This window comes from Viridibacillus sp. d25.2, from assembly GCF_055456015.2.
Genome location: NZ_CM196652.1, coordinates 1417336 through 1435010 on the forward strand (window position 1 = coordinate 1417336; position 17675 = coordinate 1435010).

General features: G+C 37.0%; 11 protein-coding genes, 1 other RNA gene and 1 other annotated feature. Of the genes, 10 read left to right on the plus strand and 2 right to left on the minus strand.

The genetic code is table 11. The features are described from left to right. The first annotated feature begins 47 nt into the window (after nucleotides 1-47). Nucleotides 48-689 carry a DUF421 domain-containing protein gene (locus ACZLO7_RS06965; protein WP_464940751.1) on the plus strand — a complete coding sequence of 214 codons (642 nt, stop codon included), beginning with the start codon at nucleotides 48-50 and terminating at the stop codon, nucleotides 687-689. On the opposite strand, the gene ACZLO7_RS06970 is transcribed toward ACZLO7_RS06965, so the two are convergent. After that, nucleotides 684-2201 carry a putative polysaccharide biosynthesis protein gene (locus ACZLO7_RS06970; protein ID WP_464940750.1) on the minus strand — a complete coding sequence of 506 codons (1518 nt, stop codon included), beginning with the start codon at nucleotides 2199-2201 and terminating at the stop codon, nucleotides 684-686. The genes ACZLO7_RS06965 and ACZLO7_RS06970 overlap by 6 nt on opposite strands. Before the next feature lie 91 nt (nucleotides 2202-2292). Between ACZLO7_RS06970 and ACZLO7_RS06975 the strand changes: the two genes are divergently transcribed. From ACZLO7_RS06975 to dtd, 6 genes are all read left to right on the plus strand, one after another. After that, complete coding sequence (locus tag ACZLO7_RS06975) at nucleotides 2293-2613, plus strand: post-transcriptional regulator (protein ID WP_464940749.1); 321 nt, start codon at nucleotides 2293-2295, stop codon at nucleotides 2611-2613. A gap of 292 nt (nucleotides 2614-2905) precedes the next feature. Continuing rightward, complete coding sequence (gene secDF, locus ACZLO7_RS06980; protein WP_464940748.1) at nucleotides 2906-5176, plus strand: protein translocase subunit SecDF; 2271 nt, start codon at nucleotides 2906-2908, stop codon at nucleotides 5174-5176. A 244-nt stretch (nucleotides 5177-5420) separates the two neighbouring features. After that, on the plus strand, nucleotides 5421-7766 hold the full coding sequence (recJ, locus tag ACZLO7_RS06985; protein WP_464940747.1) for a single-stranded-DNA-specific exonuclease RecJ: 2346 nt from the start codon (nucleotides 5421-5423) through the stop codon (nucleotides 7764-7766). Then, nucleotides 7766-8278 carry an adenine phosphoribosyltransferase gene (locus tag ACZLO7_RS06990; protein ID WP_464940746.1) on the plus strand — a complete coding sequence of 171 codons (513 nt, stop codon included), beginning with the start codon at nucleotides 7766-7768 and terminating at the stop codon, nucleotides 8276-8278. Before recJ ends, ACZLO7_RS06990 begins: the two co-directional genes overlap by 1 nt. Nucleotides 8279-9086: 808 nt before the next feature. Further along, nucleotides 9087-11282, plus strand: coding sequence for a RelA/SpoT family protein (locus tag ACZLO7_RS06995; protein WP_464940745.1), 2196 nt, complete (start codon nucleotides 9087-9089; stop codon nucleotides 11280-11282). Nucleotides 11283-11298: 16 nt separating this feature from the next. After that, nucleotides 11299-11739 (plus strand): D-aminoacyl-tRNA deacylase, encoded by a 441-nt coding sequence (gene dtd, locus ACZLO7_RS07000; RefSeq protein WP_464940744.1) that lies wholly within the window; start codon nucleotides 11299-11301, stop codon nucleotides 11737-11739. A gap of 367 nt (nucleotides 11740-12106) precedes the next feature. On the opposite strand, the gene ACZLO7_RS07005 is transcribed toward dtd, so the two are convergent. Continuing rightward, on the minus strand, nucleotides 12107-13807 hold the full coding sequence (locus tag ACZLO7_RS07005; protein WP_464940743.1) for an N-acetylmuramoyl-L-alanine amidase family protein: 1701 nt from the start codon (nucleotides 13805-13807) through the stop codon (nucleotides 12107-12109). 118 nt (nucleotides 13808-13925) lie between these two features. Beyond that, nucleotides 13926-14168 (plus strand) — a binding site (T-box leader). A 107-nt stretch (nucleotides 14169-14275) separates the two neighbouring features. Here ACZLO7_RS07005 and hisS point away from each other — a divergent pair. The 3 genes from hisS (at nucleotide 14276) to ssrS (ending at nucleotide 17570) form a co-directional block, all read left to right on the plus strand. Then, nucleotides 14276-15550, plus strand: coding sequence for a histidine--tRNA ligase (gene hisS / locus ACZLO7_RS07010; RefSeq protein WP_464940742.1), 1275 nt, complete (start codon nucleotides 14276-14278; stop codon nucleotides 15548-15550). Nucleotides 15551-15565: 15 nt separating this feature from the next. Next, on the plus strand, nucleotides 15566-17341 hold the full coding sequence (gene aspS / locus ACZLO7_RS07015) for an aspartate--tRNA ligase (RefSeq protein WP_464940741.1): 1776 nt from the start codon (nucleotides 15566-15568) through the stop codon (nucleotides 17339-17341). Nucleotides 17342-17388: 47 nt separating this feature from the next. Continuing rightward, nucleotides 17389-17570, plus strand: a non-coding RNA gene (ssrS, locus tag ACZLO7_RS07020) — 6S RNA. Nucleotides 17571-17675 lie beyond the last annotated feature (105 nt).

The following is a 17675-nucleotide window of genomic DNA, read 5'->3' on the forward strand; positions in this document are numbered from 1 at the left end:
TATAAATCGTTCAATATTCCACATTCTATTTAAAAAAGGAGTCGTCTATGAACGATTTAATGATCATTGCATTTCGTACCTTCTTTTTATATTTTCTTATTTTGATTATTTTTCGGCTCATGGGGAAACGAGAGGTTGGCGAGCTGAGTATGATTGACCTTGTCATATTCGTACTCATCGCAGAAGTGGCGGCATTTGCGATTGATGATCCACAGCGCAAGTTATTTGAATCTGTTTTGCCAATGCTTATGCTACTCCTTATTCAAGTTGTCTTGTCATTTATAACTTTAAAAAGTAAAAAGATTCGCGATTTAATTGATGGTGACCCGGTTACGATTATTCGGGATGGGGTAATTATGGAAAGTGAAATGAGGAAGCAGCGTTATAACTTAAATGATTTATGTCAGCAGTTAAGAGAACAGCAGGTGGGATCTGTTCAGCAAGTTGCTTATGCTTTTTTAGAACCATCTGGCAATCTTTCTGTTTTTGTAAAAGATGAAGATCCACCCACATTACCTTTAATTATTGATGGAGATGTACAACATCGTAATCTCAAGCTAACACAAAAAACAGAAGAATGGTTATTGGAAAAGCTATTGCAACGAGATATTAATGATATTACCGAAGTATTCTATTGCTGTTTTGAGAAAAATGAATTGTACGTACAAAAAAAGGAAGCGGCATCATAGCCGTTTCCTCATTGTTCTTGTTAAATACATAAAGTCACGCCATCTAATTTGATTGAAAAGTATTAAAAGCACAGAAAGTATACCTAAGGTTATAGCACTATTCCAGATAACAGAAAGACCTGCAGTAGGCATTAGGATGGTTCGTAATACGATTACGAAAATGAATAAGCCATAAGGGACGACAAATAACCGGAAGCCAGTATGCAAGTATTTCTTCTGACGAATAGTTGCGATATGTAAGAAGGATGTGACGAGTACGCCGAAACCAATCGCAATGACCGCACCTTTTTCTTGTAAACCTGACTGAGAAGCAAGGACGAACATGATAAACAATTTACCAATACCGCCATACACTGCATTCATCATAGCTGCATTTGCCTCATCTACTGCCTGTAAAATTGAATTTAGTGGACTTTGAATATAATAAAAGAAAAAGACAGGCGATAATAATTTCACATAACCACGATTTTCTTGTAGATGAAAAAGTTTCATCGCAAGTTCATCACCGTGAATGAAAAAATATGTAGCCGTAAAACAGCCTACAAGCGTCGATAATCGAAGTGAAATTTGGACACGATCTTTTAATAACTTGTGATTTCCACGAGCAACAGCATCACTTACAGCGGGTATAAGTACAACTGATAGAGCAAATGGTACAAAAGCTGGGAATAACAATAATGGAACAAGCACTCCAGAAATGACCCCGTATAATTTTGTCGCAACGACGGTTGTCATACCAGCTAAGGTTAGCGCTTTTAAAAAGACAATGGGCTCTAAAAACCATGTGAATGTACCAAAAATTTTACTACCAGTTGAGGGAAGAGCTACTTTTAATATTGGATTAGGTGGATAATAATCTTTCGATGGCTGTAGAATTCCTGAACGATTTGCTTTTCGATAATGCCAATACAGATAGAGGAAAGCGACGGCTTCAGCAATTGCTGTAATGACCATAGCAAACCCTGCAGTTAAAGCTGGTTCTTCTACATTTACACCATAAGGTAATAAAAAAGTAATAAGAATAATACGGATAACTTGTTCCATCGTTTGAGACCAAGCCGTTTCTGCAATACGTGCTAGCCCTTGAAAGAAAGATTTGAGTAGGGCAGATGCAGCGGCAACTGGAACCGTTGCCAGGCCAACATATAAAATAAGCTTGGTTTGTCCGTCATGAAGTAAATTGTTGGACAAATACGGAATGAAAAGCATTATCAAAGGAAATAAGATAATACCAGCAAGAAAGGTCAGTAAAGTAGCTGTTCTCATAACAGCACTTAATTGATCTTTCTTTTTTTTCGCATGCAGTTCAGCAATAATTTTCGCTACTGCAATTGGAATGCCGAGTTGGACTAGGGATAGGAAGAAAATAAAAGCCGGATATGCCGCCATATATGTACCTACAGCCTCTTCGCCCGCAACCCTCATAAATTGCATTCGAAACAAGAAACCCAAGAGCTTAGATAAGAACACAGCACCCATTAATAAAAAAGTGCCATGAAAAAAAGAAGTCAATATTATCCCTTCCTTCTCAATTCAAGAAAATTCGTATACAATTATCCTATGCACGAACAGAAGCGGATAAAACTACCATAAAGGAAGTGAAATGATGGCGATTGAGTACGAAGCTTTATTTCAAAAGTTTTTACCAGCTTTAATTAGTAAAAGAAATGAATTTATTATGCAAGGGTATAACACTGTTACAGTGGAGGACATCTGGGGAGTGTGTGTGAAAAAGAAGTGGAAAAAGCGAAATGTTCAGACGTTGCATGCCTACGAATTGGTTGAGGATTTATTTTCTCTAAGCGCAGCGCAATATATGACTTATACTCAAATCGAAGAATCCAGGACATCTAATTGGTTCTCGGAGTTAAATCAAGATGAATTACAACTGCTATTACACGGGAATGGTAGTGAGGAACACTAAAAAGAAATAATGATAAAAGTTTTATATAAACGAAAAAAGGGTCAATTTGACAGTAGGGTCAACGTGTTTCATAATAGACCTGTTAAGTTATAAAGTTCAATGTAGTACGAATAAAACAGTTTTTATACTAAAAAACATTTTTCGGTACTTTTTATATCACTTCTCATAGATTATGAGTATTTAGTCTCGAAGTTTTTACAAGCTTTATGAATAAATTCGTGTCATAATATAGATTATTGAGTAAAATGTTTTTATAGTCATACCGTTGTATTTGTTTGAGGAGGAAGTTTGAATGAAATTAAGAAGCCGTATCGTTGCTTTTTTACTACTGGTTGTTGTTTTAGGTGCAACGATGAGTACGACTGTTCAGGGAGTCTTGAACAATATTAAACTAGGCCTTGATTTACAAGGTGGTTTTGAAGTTCTTTATCAAGTAAAAGAATTAAATGGTGGTCCGAAAATAACGGAAAATGATGTAAAGGATACGGCTCAAGCATTGTCACGACGTGTAGATGCAATGGGTGTTAGTGAACCAAGTATTCAAATTGAAGGTGGCAACCGTATTCGAGTTCAATTAGCAGGTGTTGAAGATCAAGAAACTGCTCGTGAACTACTTGCTACTGAGGCTAACCTTACATTCCGTGACGTTAATGACAAAGTTTTGTTAGACGGGAACGATTTAAAACAGGGTGGAGCAAAAGATTCCTTTGATGATCAAAATCGTCCGATAGTTACTTTGAAATTAAAAGACCCATCGAAATTTGCTGAAGTAACATCGAAAATTGCTGCTATGGGAGAACCAAATAACTTATTAGTCATTTGGTTAGACTTTGAAGAAGGTAAAGACTCATACGCAGAAGAAGTTAAAAAGGCAAACCCGAAATTTGTTTCTGATCCACGTGTAACGCAAGTCATCAATTCACCAGACGTTCAAATTTCAGGTGCTTTTACTGTACAACAAACAAAAGATTTATCGGGCATTTTAAATGCTGGTGCTTTGCCGGTTAAATTAGTTGAGAAATATTCTACTTCAGTAGGAGCGCAATTTGGTGACCAAGCGCTGAAAAGTACCATTTTTGCAAGTCTTGTAGGTATTGGATTAATCTTTATTTTTATGCTTGTATATTACCGTTTACCTGGCTTAGTAGCGAATTTAACATTAGTTGTTTTCACATTCTTAGTCCTTGTTATCTTTGACTGGATTAATGCAGTGCTTACACTACCAGGTATTGCAGCTATCGTACTGGGGGTAGGGATGGCCGTAGATGCCAATATCTTAATGTACGAGCGTATTCGTGAAGAATTACGTGTAGGTAAGTCCATTAAGACGGCATATAACTCAGGTGCAAAATCGTCATTCACAGCGATTTTCGATGCTAATATTACAACGCTTCTTGCAGCTGCTGTATTATTTATATTTGGGACAAGCTCTGTTAAAGGTTTTGCAACTACATTAATAATTAGTATTTTAGTCAGCTTTATCACTGCAGTTTGGGGAACTCGTATTTTACTAGGCTTACTTGTAAACAGCGGATTCTTTGATAATAAGCCTGCTTGGTTTGGTGTAAGCAAAAAGAGAGTACACAAAATTGAAGAAGGCCTGGACACACTAGATTTATCAACTCGCTTTGATAAATTAGACTTTGTTCATAATCGTAGAAAATTCTACACAGCTTCAGTAATATTTATTATTGCTGGGTTTACTATTTTAGGAATCTTCAAGCTTAACTTAGGGATTGATTTCTCAAGTGGTACACGAGTGGAAGTTCAATCTGAGCATAAGTTAACTAAAGAAGAAGTATCTAATTTCATCACTAAAATCGGCTTTGAATCTGAAGATATTGTCATTTCTGGTGATAAAAGTAACGTCGGTGTTATTCGTTATAAAGATGATTTAACAAAAGATGAAGTGAAAAAAGTTAAAACAGAATTCAAAAAAGAATTTGGTCATGATCCAAGTATTAGTACAGTATCTCCTACAGTAGGAAAAGAGTTAGTGAAATCTGCAATTAAAGCATTAGCAATTGCAGCTCTTGGAATCATCATTTATGTAGCCTTCCGTTTCGAATGGCGCATGGGTGTTGGAGCGATTGTATCATTACTACATGACGTATTCTTTATGGTCGCGTTATTTAGTTTCTTCCGCCTTGAAGTGGATATTACATTTATCGCTGCCGTATTAACGATCGTTGGTTATTCAATAAACGATACAATTGTAACGTTTGACCGTATTCGTGAAAACTTACATCGTGTTGGTAAAGTGAAAGACTCTGAAGACCTTGCTAATATTGTTAACAAATCGCTTCGTCAAACTTTAGGGCGATCTGTAAATACAGTATTAACAGTAATTATTGTTGTTGTTGCATTGTTGTTCTTAGGTGCACCTTCAATCCAAAACTTCTCGATTGCATTATTAATTGGGTTAATTACAGGTATGTATTCTTCAATCTTTATCGCAGCACAAGTTTGGTTCTCACTGAAAAAACGCCAAATGAAAAAACAAGGCAACTTAGATGTCGGTAAAAAGAAAAAACAATGGGGCACTGACGAACCAGTCGTATAATTAAATACGAAAGTGTTCAGCTCATTTAGACTACTCTGCACTTTTAAAGTGTAGGGTAGTTTTTTTATGGATTTATTAGATTATGAATAGCTTTAGATAAAGTTTGATTTATTAATATCGAAAGTAAACGATTAGGGCATATAGGTATAATCTTTTTTCAAAGACTAACCTTTAAGTTACCATGTCTAAAGGTTTTTTTCGTAAGCAAAATTAGGTATAATGAAACGCGTGAGGAAGTGACAGAATGGTAATGACAAATAAAAGATGGCGAATAGAAAGACCAGATGAAATGCTTGTAAAAACATTTCAAAAGGAACTCGATATACCTGCAATTTCTGCAAAAATATTAGCAGCACGTGGTTTTGATACAGTCGAATCTGCACGTGCTTTTTTAAATATAGATCATCAATCTGTAAATGATCCATTCCAAATGTACGGAATGCAACAGGCAGTAGATCGTATTCATCAAGCAATTAATGATGATGAGAAGATACTTGTTTATGGTGATTACGATGCTGATGGCATAACGAGTACAGCTGTTATGATGACCGTTTTAAGAGACTTGGATGCGAAAGTAGAACACAAAATTCCTAATCGATTTACTGATGGTTATGGTCCAAGTGAACAGTTATTCCGGGAAGCAAATGAGCAAGGGTTCAAATTAATCATCACGGTTGATAATGGTATTTCAGGCAATCATGAAGTACAAGTGGCAAAAGAGCTTGGGATGGATGTCATTGTGACAGATCACCATGAAATTGGAGAGGAATTGCCACCAGCCGATGTCATTATTCACCCAAGACATCCAAAGGGGGACTATCCTTTCGGAGAGCTTGCGGGTGTTGGTGTGGCATTTAAAGTGGCACATGCTTTATACGGTGAACTTCCAAAACATTTGCTAGAATTTGTAGCTATTGGAACAATAGCTGATTTAGTACCTTTATTGGATGAAAACCGTTATTTAGTAAAGCAAGGTATTCTAGCCTTGCAAAAGTCAACAAGACCTTCGATAAAGGCATTATGCACAGTAGCTGGTACGAAACAAAATGACATTACAGAAGAGACCATTGGTTTTGGATTTGGTCCAAGGTTAAATGCATTAGGACGACTTGGTGATGCCAACCCTGGCGTAGACTTCTTGCTTGAAGAAGATGAGGCGAGTGCTGCGACAATGGCTAGTCTCTTAAATGATAAAAACAAAGAGCGCCAAGGAATTGTTTCTGATATTACTGAGCAAGCTGTTGCAATGGTTGAAAATATCGATGAAATTCGCAATTCACAAGTACTAGTTATAGCAGAAGAAGGCTGGAATCCAGGTGTCGTAGGAATTGTGGCCTCAAGACTTGTTGAAAAATACTATAAACCGACGATTATCTTATGCATTGATATTGAAAAAGGTATCGCAAAGGGCTCAGCGCGAAGCATTGAAGGTTTTAATATGTATCAAGAGCTTGCAAAAAATCGAGACATTTTACCAGCATTCGGTGGACATCCAATGGCAGCAGGTATGACACTAGCGATGGAAGATGTAGATGAATTGCGTGAACGCTTAGATATACAAGGAAGAGAATGTTTAACTGAAGAAGACTTAATTCCTATTCTTCAAGTAGATATTCCTCTGAAAATAGATGAGATTGATACGGATTCAATTGCGGAAGTAAGAGAATTAGCCCCTTTTGGAATGAGTTTTCCAAAACCCATGTATGGTATTGAAGATGAACATATACAATCTATGCGGAAAATTGGTGCCAATGAAGATCATTTGAAGATGGAAATAGGCCAACCGGATGCCACCATTGATGCAGTTGGATTCCACAAAGGGTATCTTGCAGATGAGCTCACTTATGGTATAAATGTTTCTTTTGCAGGTGATTTGCAAATTAATGAATGGAATGGCCGAAAGAAGCCACAGTTTATGATCTCAGATGTACGTACAGATGAATGGCAGTTATTTGACTTACGAGGAATTAGACAAGTTGCTAGATGGTTACAAACGGTACCTTTAGAGGAATCTACATTTATAGCATTTAAGCCTGATACAATGCAATATTATGAATCTTTAATCCCAAAAAAGATAATGCCCTATAGTGAAGAGCTATTATTAGAAAATGTTAGTCCTTTTATCGTCTTATTAGATATGCCACAAGATGTTCAAATGTTAGAAGAACTATTAACAAAAGTAAAACCAACTCGAATTTATGCTCACTTCTATATTCCAGATTCGCATTATTTTGATGGTATGCCAACGAGAGAACAGTTCGGTTGGTACTATACGTTTTTAAATAAACGTCGTGAATTCCATTTAAGACAACATTTAAACGATTTGGCTAAACATAAAGGGTGGAGTCGTGATATGTTAATTTTCATGACCCAGGTGTTTTTTGAACTCGGTTTTGTTACAATAGAGAACGGACTTGCAAAAATTGTAGAAGGTGCTCCCAAAAAACAATTATCAAGTGCAACCGTTTATAAAACACGTGCCCAACAAATGGATTTAGAACAGACTTTGTTGTATGCACCATATAAAGATTTAAGAGAGTGGTTTGATGCGAGATTATTCGCTCAAACAGTTTCTGAGGAGGAACAGTAATGGATTTAAAAAAATACGTGACGGTCGTTGAAGACTGGCCAAAAGAAGGTATTTCTTTCAAGGATATCACGACAATTATGGATAATGGAACAGCATATAAATACGCAACAGATCAAATCGTGGAATATGCAAAAAAAGTAGGGGCCGAATTAATCGTTGGTCCTGAGGCTCGTGGGTTCATTACAGGATGCCCGGTTGCTTATGCTTTAGAAATCGGTTTTGCCCCTGTTCGTAAACCAGGTAAATTACCACGTGAAGTAATCAGTGCTGATTACGGTTTGGAATATGGTAAAGACACATTAACAATGCACAAAGATGCTGTTAAACCTGGTCAAAAAGTATTAATCGTTGATGATTTACTTGCAACTGGTGGAACTGTAGCAGCAGCAATCCAACTTATTGAAGAATTAGGTGGAGAAGTAGTAGGGTGTGCATTCTTAATCGAGTTAGAAGAGCTTAACGGCCGTGATAAGATTAAAGGGCATGATATCTTTACATTAATGCAATATTAATAAATTAACCTCCTTGCTTTTAACGAGGGCACTGTAAAATTTACGTTTATAAAATGTAATGTTCTTTACTAGTAAACACTGACACTTTTTGTTCGATTTTGAACAGAAAGTGCCGGTGTTTTTTGTATTTCCCTTATTCTTCATTTAATAGCATCAAAATACGTTTCAAATTCACACAAGTATTGTTGTAGATACTTGGACTTCCAGGCCAAATAAATCCACCGATTTTGCCAATGTCAGTCACTTTTTTCACCTGTTGTCACAACTGCCGCTGTAATAATTCGTTCATCACTCATCGCAATGTGCGTTTTAAATCCAAAGGGAGAAGAATCCGCCTGTTTATGCCCTAAAATGAGGACTTAGAGTGAATGTTTTTTTGGGGAAATCATAGATAGTACCACCTTGAATTAGTCCTTTCATTATAAAGAGTTAGGTGTGAATCGGAAAAAATGAAAAACTCAGAAAAAAGATAAACTAGTTGATTGGAGTGCAGGCGGCGACTCCTCTGGGACCAGCGAATATCTTGAGACCCCGCAGGAGCGTTAGCGACGAGGAGGCTCAAGGTTCGCCCCCAGGAAAGCGTCCGCCGGAACGGAAATTAACGGCATCGAAGAAAAAGCCATGGCTAAAATTCATTTTATGGACTTTTTCAGTGCCCTTGTTTTTAACAAGGGGGTTTTTATCGTATAAATAGAGTTATTATGATTGCCAACCGCTTTTGACGCAAATAGCCTTTACAACAAGGCTATTTTTTTTATACAATAAAAGTTAAATCTAATCGGAAAATTTACGGAATAGGGTGGCTAACATGGCGAAGGATCAAGTGATGACAGTAGAAGACGTTTTTGCAACTCTTTCTTCTTATATGAATACCGAACATGTTGCTTTTGTACAAAAAGCATATGAGGTTGCGAGAGAAGCGCATAAAGAACAGTTTCGAAGCTCGGGGGAGCCTTATATTTTACATCCCATTCAAGTAGCAGGTATTTTAGCTGAACTTCAAATGGATCCAGAAACAGTATCAGCAGGCTTTCTACATGACGTTGTAGAAGATACTCCAGTAACACGCGAGGATCTAGTAGAAGCGTTCAGTGAAGATGTTGCTATGCTTGTGGATGGTGTTACAAAGCTAGGTAAGATTAAATATAAATCGAAAGCAGAACAGCAGGCTGAGAATCATCGTAAAATGTTTGTTGCTATGGCGCAAGACATCCGTGTAATTTTAATCAAATTAGCGGATCGCTTACATAATATGCGTACATTAAAACATTTACCTGTTGAAAAGCAACGACGTATTGCGAAGGAAACGCTTGAAATTTTTGCCCCACTAGCTCATCGCTTAGGTATTTCGGCGATTAAATGGGAGTTAGAGGATACAGCACTTCGTTATTTAAACCCACAGCAATATTACCGTATCGTTAATTTGATGAAGAAAAAGCGTGTAGAACGCGAAGCTTATTTATCGTCTGTAATGGGTGAGATTAATACACAGCTAGATGATATTGAAATTAAGGCAGATTTATCAGGTCGTCCAAAACATATATATAGCATTTACCGCAAAATGGTTATGCAAAATAAACAATTTAGTGAAATTTATGATTTACTTGCCGTACGTGTAATCGTCGATAGTATTAAAGACTGTTATGCTGTGTTAGGAATAGTGCATACTCTTTGGAAACCGATGCCAGGCCGTTTTAAGGACTATATTGCAATGCCAAAACAAAACTTATACCAATCGTTGCATACGACAGTAATTGGACCGTACGGTGACCCATTAGAAGTGCAGATACGTACGATGGACATGCATAATATAGCAGAATACGGGGTTGCCGCACACTGGGCTTATAAAGAAGGCAAAAATATCGATATGAGTAACTCAAATATCGATAGTAAACTAACATGGTTCCGTGAAATCTTAGAGTTCCAAAATGAATCTTCTGATGCAGAAGAGTTTATGGAATCTTTAAAATTTGATTTGTTCTCTGATATGGTCTATGTTTTTTCTCCAAAAGGCGATGTCATGGAATTACCTGCAGGATCTGTACCGATTGACTTTGCATATCGCGTACACTCTGAAATTGGTAATAAAACTATTGGAGCAAAAGTAAATGGCAAAATGGTGCCACTCGATACACCTTTAAAAACAGGTGATATTATTGAGATTATGACGTCTAAGCAATCATTTGGACCAAGTCGTGATTGGCTGAAAATTGCACAGTCTTCACAAGCCAAGCACAAGATCAAACAATTCTTTAAAAAGCAATTACGTGAAGACAACGTTGTAAAAGGTCGCGAATTAATTGATAAAGAAATTAAAGAGCAAAACTTCGATCCTAAAGAAGTTTTAACTCCTGAAAACTTTAAAAGAGTATGTGAGAAGATGAATTTTGCAAGCGAAGACGATTTAGTAGCGGCTGTTGGCTTTAATGGCATGACGGCACAACAAGTCGTTAATCGTCTTGCAGAAAAAATTCGTAAACAACGAGATCATGAAGAAGCGTTAGTGAAAATCAATAAAGAAATGAATTCACCTGAAAAGAGAAAGTCAACGGAGTCCGGCGTCGTCGTAAAAGGGTTAGAGAATCTACTAATTCGTCTTTCGCGCTGTTGTAGTCCAGTACCAGGGGATGATATTGTTGGTTTTATCACAAAAGGTCGAGGTGTTTCTGTTCACCGTGCAGATTGTCCAAATGTGCAATCCAATGAAGAACAAGAACGCTTAATCGATGTTGAATGGGATTCTGCTTTTGCTCATGAGAAAAAAGAGTATTCTGTTGACATCGAAGTTTCAGGCTATGATCGTCCGGGTTTACTGAATGAAGTAATGCAAGTTGTGAATGAAGCTAAAACGAATATTAGTGCTGTAAGTGGAAGAGCGGATAGAGATAAATTAGCTACTATTAACTTAACAATTCGTATTCGTGACATTGCTCATTTATATAAAGTTGTTGATCGTATTAAACAAATTCCTGACATTTATTCTGTACAGCGTGTAACAAACTAAGATAGGAGTTTTCATTTTGAAAGTAGTACTGCAACGTAGTAGAAAGGCATCAGTGACTGTAGATGGACAAGTTACAGGTGCGATTGATCAAGGGTATGTATTGTTAGTTGGACTTACACATGGTGATACAAAAGCAGATGCTGAGTATATCGCAAATAAAATTGCGAAGATGCGTCTATGGGAAGATGCTGATGGCAAAATGAATCACTCTATTTTAGATCACGGTGGCGCTATTTTATCTGTTTCACAATTTACTTTATATGCTGATATACGCAAAGGAAATCGTCCGAGCTTTATTGAAGCCGCACGACCCGAGGAAGCAGAGCCTTTATGGGAGTATTTCAATGAAACACTTCGAAACCTAGGTTTAAGTGTTGAAACAGGAATTTTTGGCGCCATGATGGATGTCCAATTAACAAACGATGGACCTGTCACAATAGTCATTGAATCAAAATGATAATAGTCATTACTTTAGCAAATATTCATATATGAATATAAGGATAAATGTATAACAATCGCCTATATTACAATTTTGAAAATCATAAAGCCTTGGACTCTTTCATACAATTTTGTATGGAAGTTCCCGAGGTTTTTTTGTTCTATCAGGATCAGTAATGCCAATGCAATAACAGCCACTTAGAAGTTGTTACAAGCTAAACAAGCGAGAAGTTAATAACATCAAGATAATTGTTTATTAGATGTAAAAAAAGTTTTAGATGTTTTTTCTGGGATTTAAGTATGCGTGCATAGAAGAAGCTATAAAAATAGCCTTACCATAGTTTTCTTGTAGAAGAACTAGTAAGGCTATTAGTTATTAAATGTGGTTATTGCGCTTTGAAGTAATTGTGAATACCTTGTGCAATACTTCTACTTACATTATTTTGATGAGTCGCATTAATAAGTTTACTGCGATCCTCAACATTTGAAATAAAGCCAACCTCTAGAAGGATAGAGGGAACAGGAGCCCAAAGGTTTACAAAGAAGTAATAGGGTTTAACTTTTCTGTCAAGACTACCCATAACTGGTTGATATGAATTGTGTACCGCATTTGCTAATTGTCTACTTTTAGTTGGATACGGGTTACCTAAAGCATAATAAGTTTCAGTCCCTTTTGCAGTAGGGCTTGCTGAGTTCATATGAATACTAACGAAAATATCTGCTTTTTTTGTTTTTGCAAGGTTAACACGACATTGTAAATCTACTTTTTTATTTGTAGAGACTGAGCAAGCGGTTGATTGGCCGCGAGTAGTGTATACAGTGTACCCCATACTTTCAAGTTGGTTTTTTGTTTTCATTGTAAATGTATAAGTAAGAGCGGCTTCGTTATAACCACCACCACCTGAACCTGGGTCAGAACCACCATGCCCTGCATCTAATATAATCGTTTTTTTCTTTGAAGCAGGTGGGTTTGTAGCTGGATTCGATAATGTTATATAACTATTTGATGTATTATTTGAAATCCAACCTTCTTGTCCAGAAGCATACATTACTTTAACCCATTCATTTGATGGGTAAGTCGCATATTGCAGTACTGTATAGTAACTTCCTGCATTAGCTTCAGAAAGTATTTTTCCAGTTGTATTCGGTTTTGAACGGATATTTAAGTAACCAGATTGTATAAAGATATATTCTGTTTTTGAAGGCTTCGTATAAACGACATTATCTTCAGGCGTGTCAGTCGGTTCTTCTGGTGTTGGATTTTCAGGTTCTGACGGGTCCGTTTCTAAATCTGTCTCCTCATCTGGTCCGTTTGGGTTAGATGTTTGGCTCGTATGTTTTTTAGAACTTATCTTCCCATATGCTGATTTGGAAGAAACCCAACCTTTTTTAGTTGTCGTATATTGAATTTGTACCCAAGTACCAGATTCCTTTAAAATTTTAAATTCATTGCCTTTTACTACACTACCAATAATAGCTGAGTCAGCTGATGAAGAAGCTTTTTCTCGCACATTCAAATCAGCAATTGTTATGTAGTAATATTTACCAACATTACTAGCCAAAGTAGTTGTATTGGAAGAAGTAGTTGAGTTAATCGTTACATAACTTTTAGAGACCCAGCCTGTATATTTCGATGTTTTAATATTCACCCAACCATTTTTTTCGTCTAACACAGTCCCTTTTGTTCCTTTTGCTAATTTACCAAGACTTTTATAGCTAACTGCAGCACCGGTGCGAATATTTAGGTTGCCTATTTTTGCAACAGCTGTTTTCGATGCAGCAGCAGTTACAACGTTTGTATTTACTTTAGATAAGTACTGGGAAGAAACCCAACCTGTTTTCCCACTATATTTTACTTTAATCCAAGATCCTTTAGATGAAATTTTTGTTAATTTTGTGCTTTTTGGAATTAACGTAAGTTTTTTAGTGCTTGTACTAGGACCTTCACGTAAAGTAAGCTGACTTGCTGTTACCTTATAAGATATTGAAGAAGATGCCTCCGTATGTATTGGTTGGTAAAAATATGAGCATATAAGTGTGGTTAATATCAAAAAAGTACTAAACGTTTTTACTATTTTTGTTTTCATGTTAATCCTCCTTTTTATCTATTGTAAAAGGAAGTGACATGAAAAATCTATAGTTTTTCAAAAAAGTTGACATATTTCTTTATAGTGGGTAAGATATTTAGTAATCTGAATTTATTTAAGATCACCTATGACCGAGCAAGTAACTATATTTATGAGGCTGATAAAGAGAGGAAAAGACGTGGCTGAAATCTTTTCTACAGTACAGTATGGTGAATAACACTCGAGAGGTTTTTCTTCGAAAGGCATATATTATGCTTATTAGGGGAAAACGGAATCGGCCGTTATCCGACATGAGAGGATTTAGTTATACTAGATCAACTAGGGTGGAACCGCGGAAGCTTATACAGCTCTCGTCCCTTGCATTTAATGCAAGGGGCGGGGGCTTTTTTAGTTTCATCATAGAGAATCGTGAAATAAAGGATATTGTAAGTCTACAATTAATCTGAATTTTTGAAAGGAGTTAATGTGATGAATTATAAAGTACCTCGAGGCACTCAAGATATTTTACCTGGACAGTCTGAGAAATGGCAAAAGGTTGAGGAAATCATTCGTCAGCTTTGCCAAGTATATAGATATCAAGAAATTCGCACTCCAATCTTCGAACAAACGGAATTATTCCAACGTAGTGTTGGAGATACGACGGATATCGTACAAAAAGAAATGTACACATTTAAAGATAGAGGAGACCGTTCCTTAACACTTCGTCCAGAAGGTACAGCAGCTGTTGTACGATCTTACGTTGAGCACAAAATGTTCGGTCAACCTGATCAACCAGTAAAATTATCGTATATCGGTCCAATGTTCCGTTATGAGCGTCAGCAAGCTGGGCGTTACCGCCAGTTCGTACAATTCGGAGTAGAAGCAATAGGCAGTAAAGATCCTGCAATTGATGCCGAAGTCATTGCGCTTGCAATGGATGTGTATGAAACTGCTGGATTGAAAAACTTAAAACTAGTGATTAATTCTTTAGGTGATGCAGATGTTCGTGCAGCGCACCGTGATGCTTTAATCAAACATTTTGAACCACATATCGGAGATTTCTGTTCAGATTGTCAAAATCGTCTAGAAAAAAATCCGTTACGTATTTTAGATTGTAAAGTGGATCGCGAAAATCCGTTAATGGCTACTGCACCAGCATTAACAGATTACTTAAATGAGGAATCGGCTGCTTACTTCGAAGCTGTTAAAAAATACTTAGATGTGTTAGGTATTACGTATGTAGTAGATCCGAACTTAGTACGTGGCTTGGATTATTATAACCATACGACTTTTGAAATTATGAGCACGGCAGCGGACCTGGGCGCAATCACTACTTTATGTGGTGGTGGTCGTTATAATGGGCTAGTTGAACAAATTGGTGGTCCAGAATCACCTGGTATCGGTTTTGCAATGAGTATTGAACGCCTATTGCTTGCTCTAGAAGCTGAGGGACGTTCACTTGATACTAATAGTGCACTTGACATGTACATCGTTGCAATGGATGACCAAGCGAAGTTAAAAGCAGTAGAATTAGCGAGCTCATTTAGAGCGAAAGGTATTTCAACTGAGCTTGATTATGGAAGTCGCAAAGTAAAAGCACAGATGAAATCAGCAGATCGTTTAGGTGCTAAATGGGTTATCGTGCTTGGTGAGTCTGAATTGGATGAACAAGCTGCTAATGTGAAAAATATGGAATTGGGTAGCCAAGAAAAAGTACAATTCCATGATTTAGTGAACTACTTAACAAAACAACAGGAACAATAATTGGAGGAAATAATCATGGCAAAAAGAACACATGAATGTGGTATTTTACGCGGCACTCATGAAGGTGAACGCGTCGTATTAAAAGGATGGGTACAACGTCGTCGCGATTTTGGTGGACTAATTTTCGTTGACCTACGTGACCGTACAGGACTTGTACAAATCGTTTTCAACCCTGAAAATTCACAAGAGGCATTAGATATTGCAGATTCTCTTCGTAGCGAATTCGTTGTAGAAGTTGAAGGTGCTGTTGCATTACGTGATCCAGAAATGATCAATCCAAACATGGAAACAGGTATGGTTGAAGTTTTAATCGATCAAGTAACAATCATTAACAAAGCAAAAACACCACCGTTTGCAATTGAAGATCGTACGGAAGTAAACGAAGACTTGCGTTTAAAATACCGTTACTTAGACTTACGTCGTCCAGTAATGTTTGATACATTCAAACTTCGCTCTGACGTGACAAAAGTAATTCGTAACTTTTTACAAGATGAAGGTTTCTTAGAAGTTGAAACGCCAATTTTAACAAAATCAACTCCAGAAGGCGCACGTGATTATCTAGTTCCTTCACGTGTACATGAAGGCGAATTTTACGCATTACCACAATCTCCACAATTGTTCAAACAATTACTAATGGTTGGTGGTTTTGAGCGTTACTTCCAAATCGCTCGTTGTTTCCGTGATGAAGATTTACGTGCTGACCGTCAACCTGAATTCACTCAAATCGATATGGAAATGAGCTTCATGTCACAAGATGAAATCATTGAATTAAATGAAAAACTAATTCAAAAAGTGATGAAAGAAGTAAAAGGAATTGATATTCCAGCTCCTTTCCAACGTATGACGTATAACGATGCAATGTCTCGTTATGGATCTGATAAACCAGACGTTCGTTTTGATCTAGAACTTATTGAATTAAGCGATGTTGTTGCAGGTTGTAACTTCAAAGTATTCGCTAGTACTGTTGAAAACGGTGGACAAGTAAAAGGTCTTAACATTAAAGGTGCAAATGATAAATACTCTCGTAAAGATCTTGACGAATTAACGAAATTTGTTGGCCGTTACGGTGCGAAAGGTCTTGCGTGGATTAAAGTAACTGAAGAAGGATTAACTGGTCCAATCGGTAAATTCTTTGATGACGAATTCGGCGAAAAACTTGTTGAACGTATGCAAGCTGAACCAGGTGATACATTAGTATTTGTAGCTGATAAAAAATCAGTTGTTGCTGATTCACTAGGTGCTTTACGTAAAAAACTAGGAAAAGACCTTGGTTTAATTGATGAATCTCGCTTTGCATTCCTATGGATTACAGAGTGGCCATTACTTGAATATAGCGAAGAAGATGACCGTTATTATGCAGCGCATCACCCATTCACTCGTCCATTCGATGAAGATCTTGAGAAAATGGAGAATGAACCGGGTGCAGTTAAAGCACAAGCTTACGATATCGTATTAAATGGTTATGAACTTGGTGGCGGATCATTACGTATTCACGAAAAAGATTTACAAGAAAAAATGTTCAAAACACTTGGGTTCACAGATGAAGAAGCAAAAGAACAATTTGGTTTCTTAATGAATGCATTTGAATATGGAACGCCTCCACATGGTGGTTTAGCATTTGGTCTTGACCGTTTCATCATGCTACTTGCTGGCCGTGACAACTTACGTGATACTATTGCATTCCCTAAAACTGCAAGTGCGAGCTGCGTCTTAACAAACGCTCCTAGCACGGTATCATTAGCGCAGTTAGACGAGCTAAATATCCGCACAAAAACTTTGGCGGACGAATAATAAATCTTTTGAATTATCAGAATTAATGTGTTAATATATATTTAACGCGAATCCTGATGTGTTCGTTATAAGCTTATCAGTTTTGACCGAACATTTTATCGTTGGGAGTTCACATTTTGAAATGGCGAACATGCCTGTAATGGGACGTTTAAAGTTTTGAAGAGAACACCCACCTGCTTATTGCGGGTTCAAAACGATTAGATTTTAAGACGGCACAATCGGGATTCGTTAATTATTAAATAACACCCTCTCAATGAAATTGAGGGCACAGAAAAACTTGCGTATTTAAAATGTAATGTTCTTCAATAGTAAACACCTGCACTTTTTGTTTGAT

Bases quoted from the DNA above. Each gene is read 5' to 3' on its own strand.
- ACZLO7_RS07005 (WP_464940743.1), bottom strand. From the start codon at position 13,807: ATGAAAACAAAAATAGTAAAAACGTTTAGTACTTTTTTGATATTAACC.
- hisS (WP_464940742.1), top strand. From the start codon at position 14,276: ATGAATTATAAAGTACCTCGAGGCACTCAAGATATTTTACCTGGACAG.
- recJ (WP_464940747.1), top strand. From the start codon at position 5,421: ATGGTAATGACAAATAAAAGATGGCGAATAGAAAGACCAGATGAAATG.
- aspS (WP_464940741.1), top strand. From the start codon at position 15,566: ATGGCAAAAAGAACACATGAATGTGGTATTTTACGCGGCACTCATGAA.
- secDF (WP_464940748.1), top strand. From the start codon at position 2,906: ATGAAATTAAGAAGCCGTATCGTTGCTTTTTTACTACTGGTTGTTGTT.
- ACZLO7_RS06990 (WP_464940746.1), top strand. From the start codon at position 7,766: ATGGATTTAAAAAAATACGTGACGGTCGTTGAAGACTGGCCAAAAGAA.
- ACZLO7_RS06965 (WP_464940751.1), top strand. From the start codon at position 48: ATGAACGATTTAATGATCATTGCATTTCGTACCTTCTTTTTATATTTT.
- ACZLO7_RS06995 (WP_464940745.1), top strand. From the start codon at position 9,087: ATGGCGAAGGATCAAGTGATGACAGTAGAAGACGTTTTTGCAACTCTT.
- ACZLO7_RS06975 (WP_464940749.1), top strand. From the start codon at position 2,293: ATGATGGCGATTGAGTACGAAGCTTTATTTCAAAAGTTTTTACCAGCT.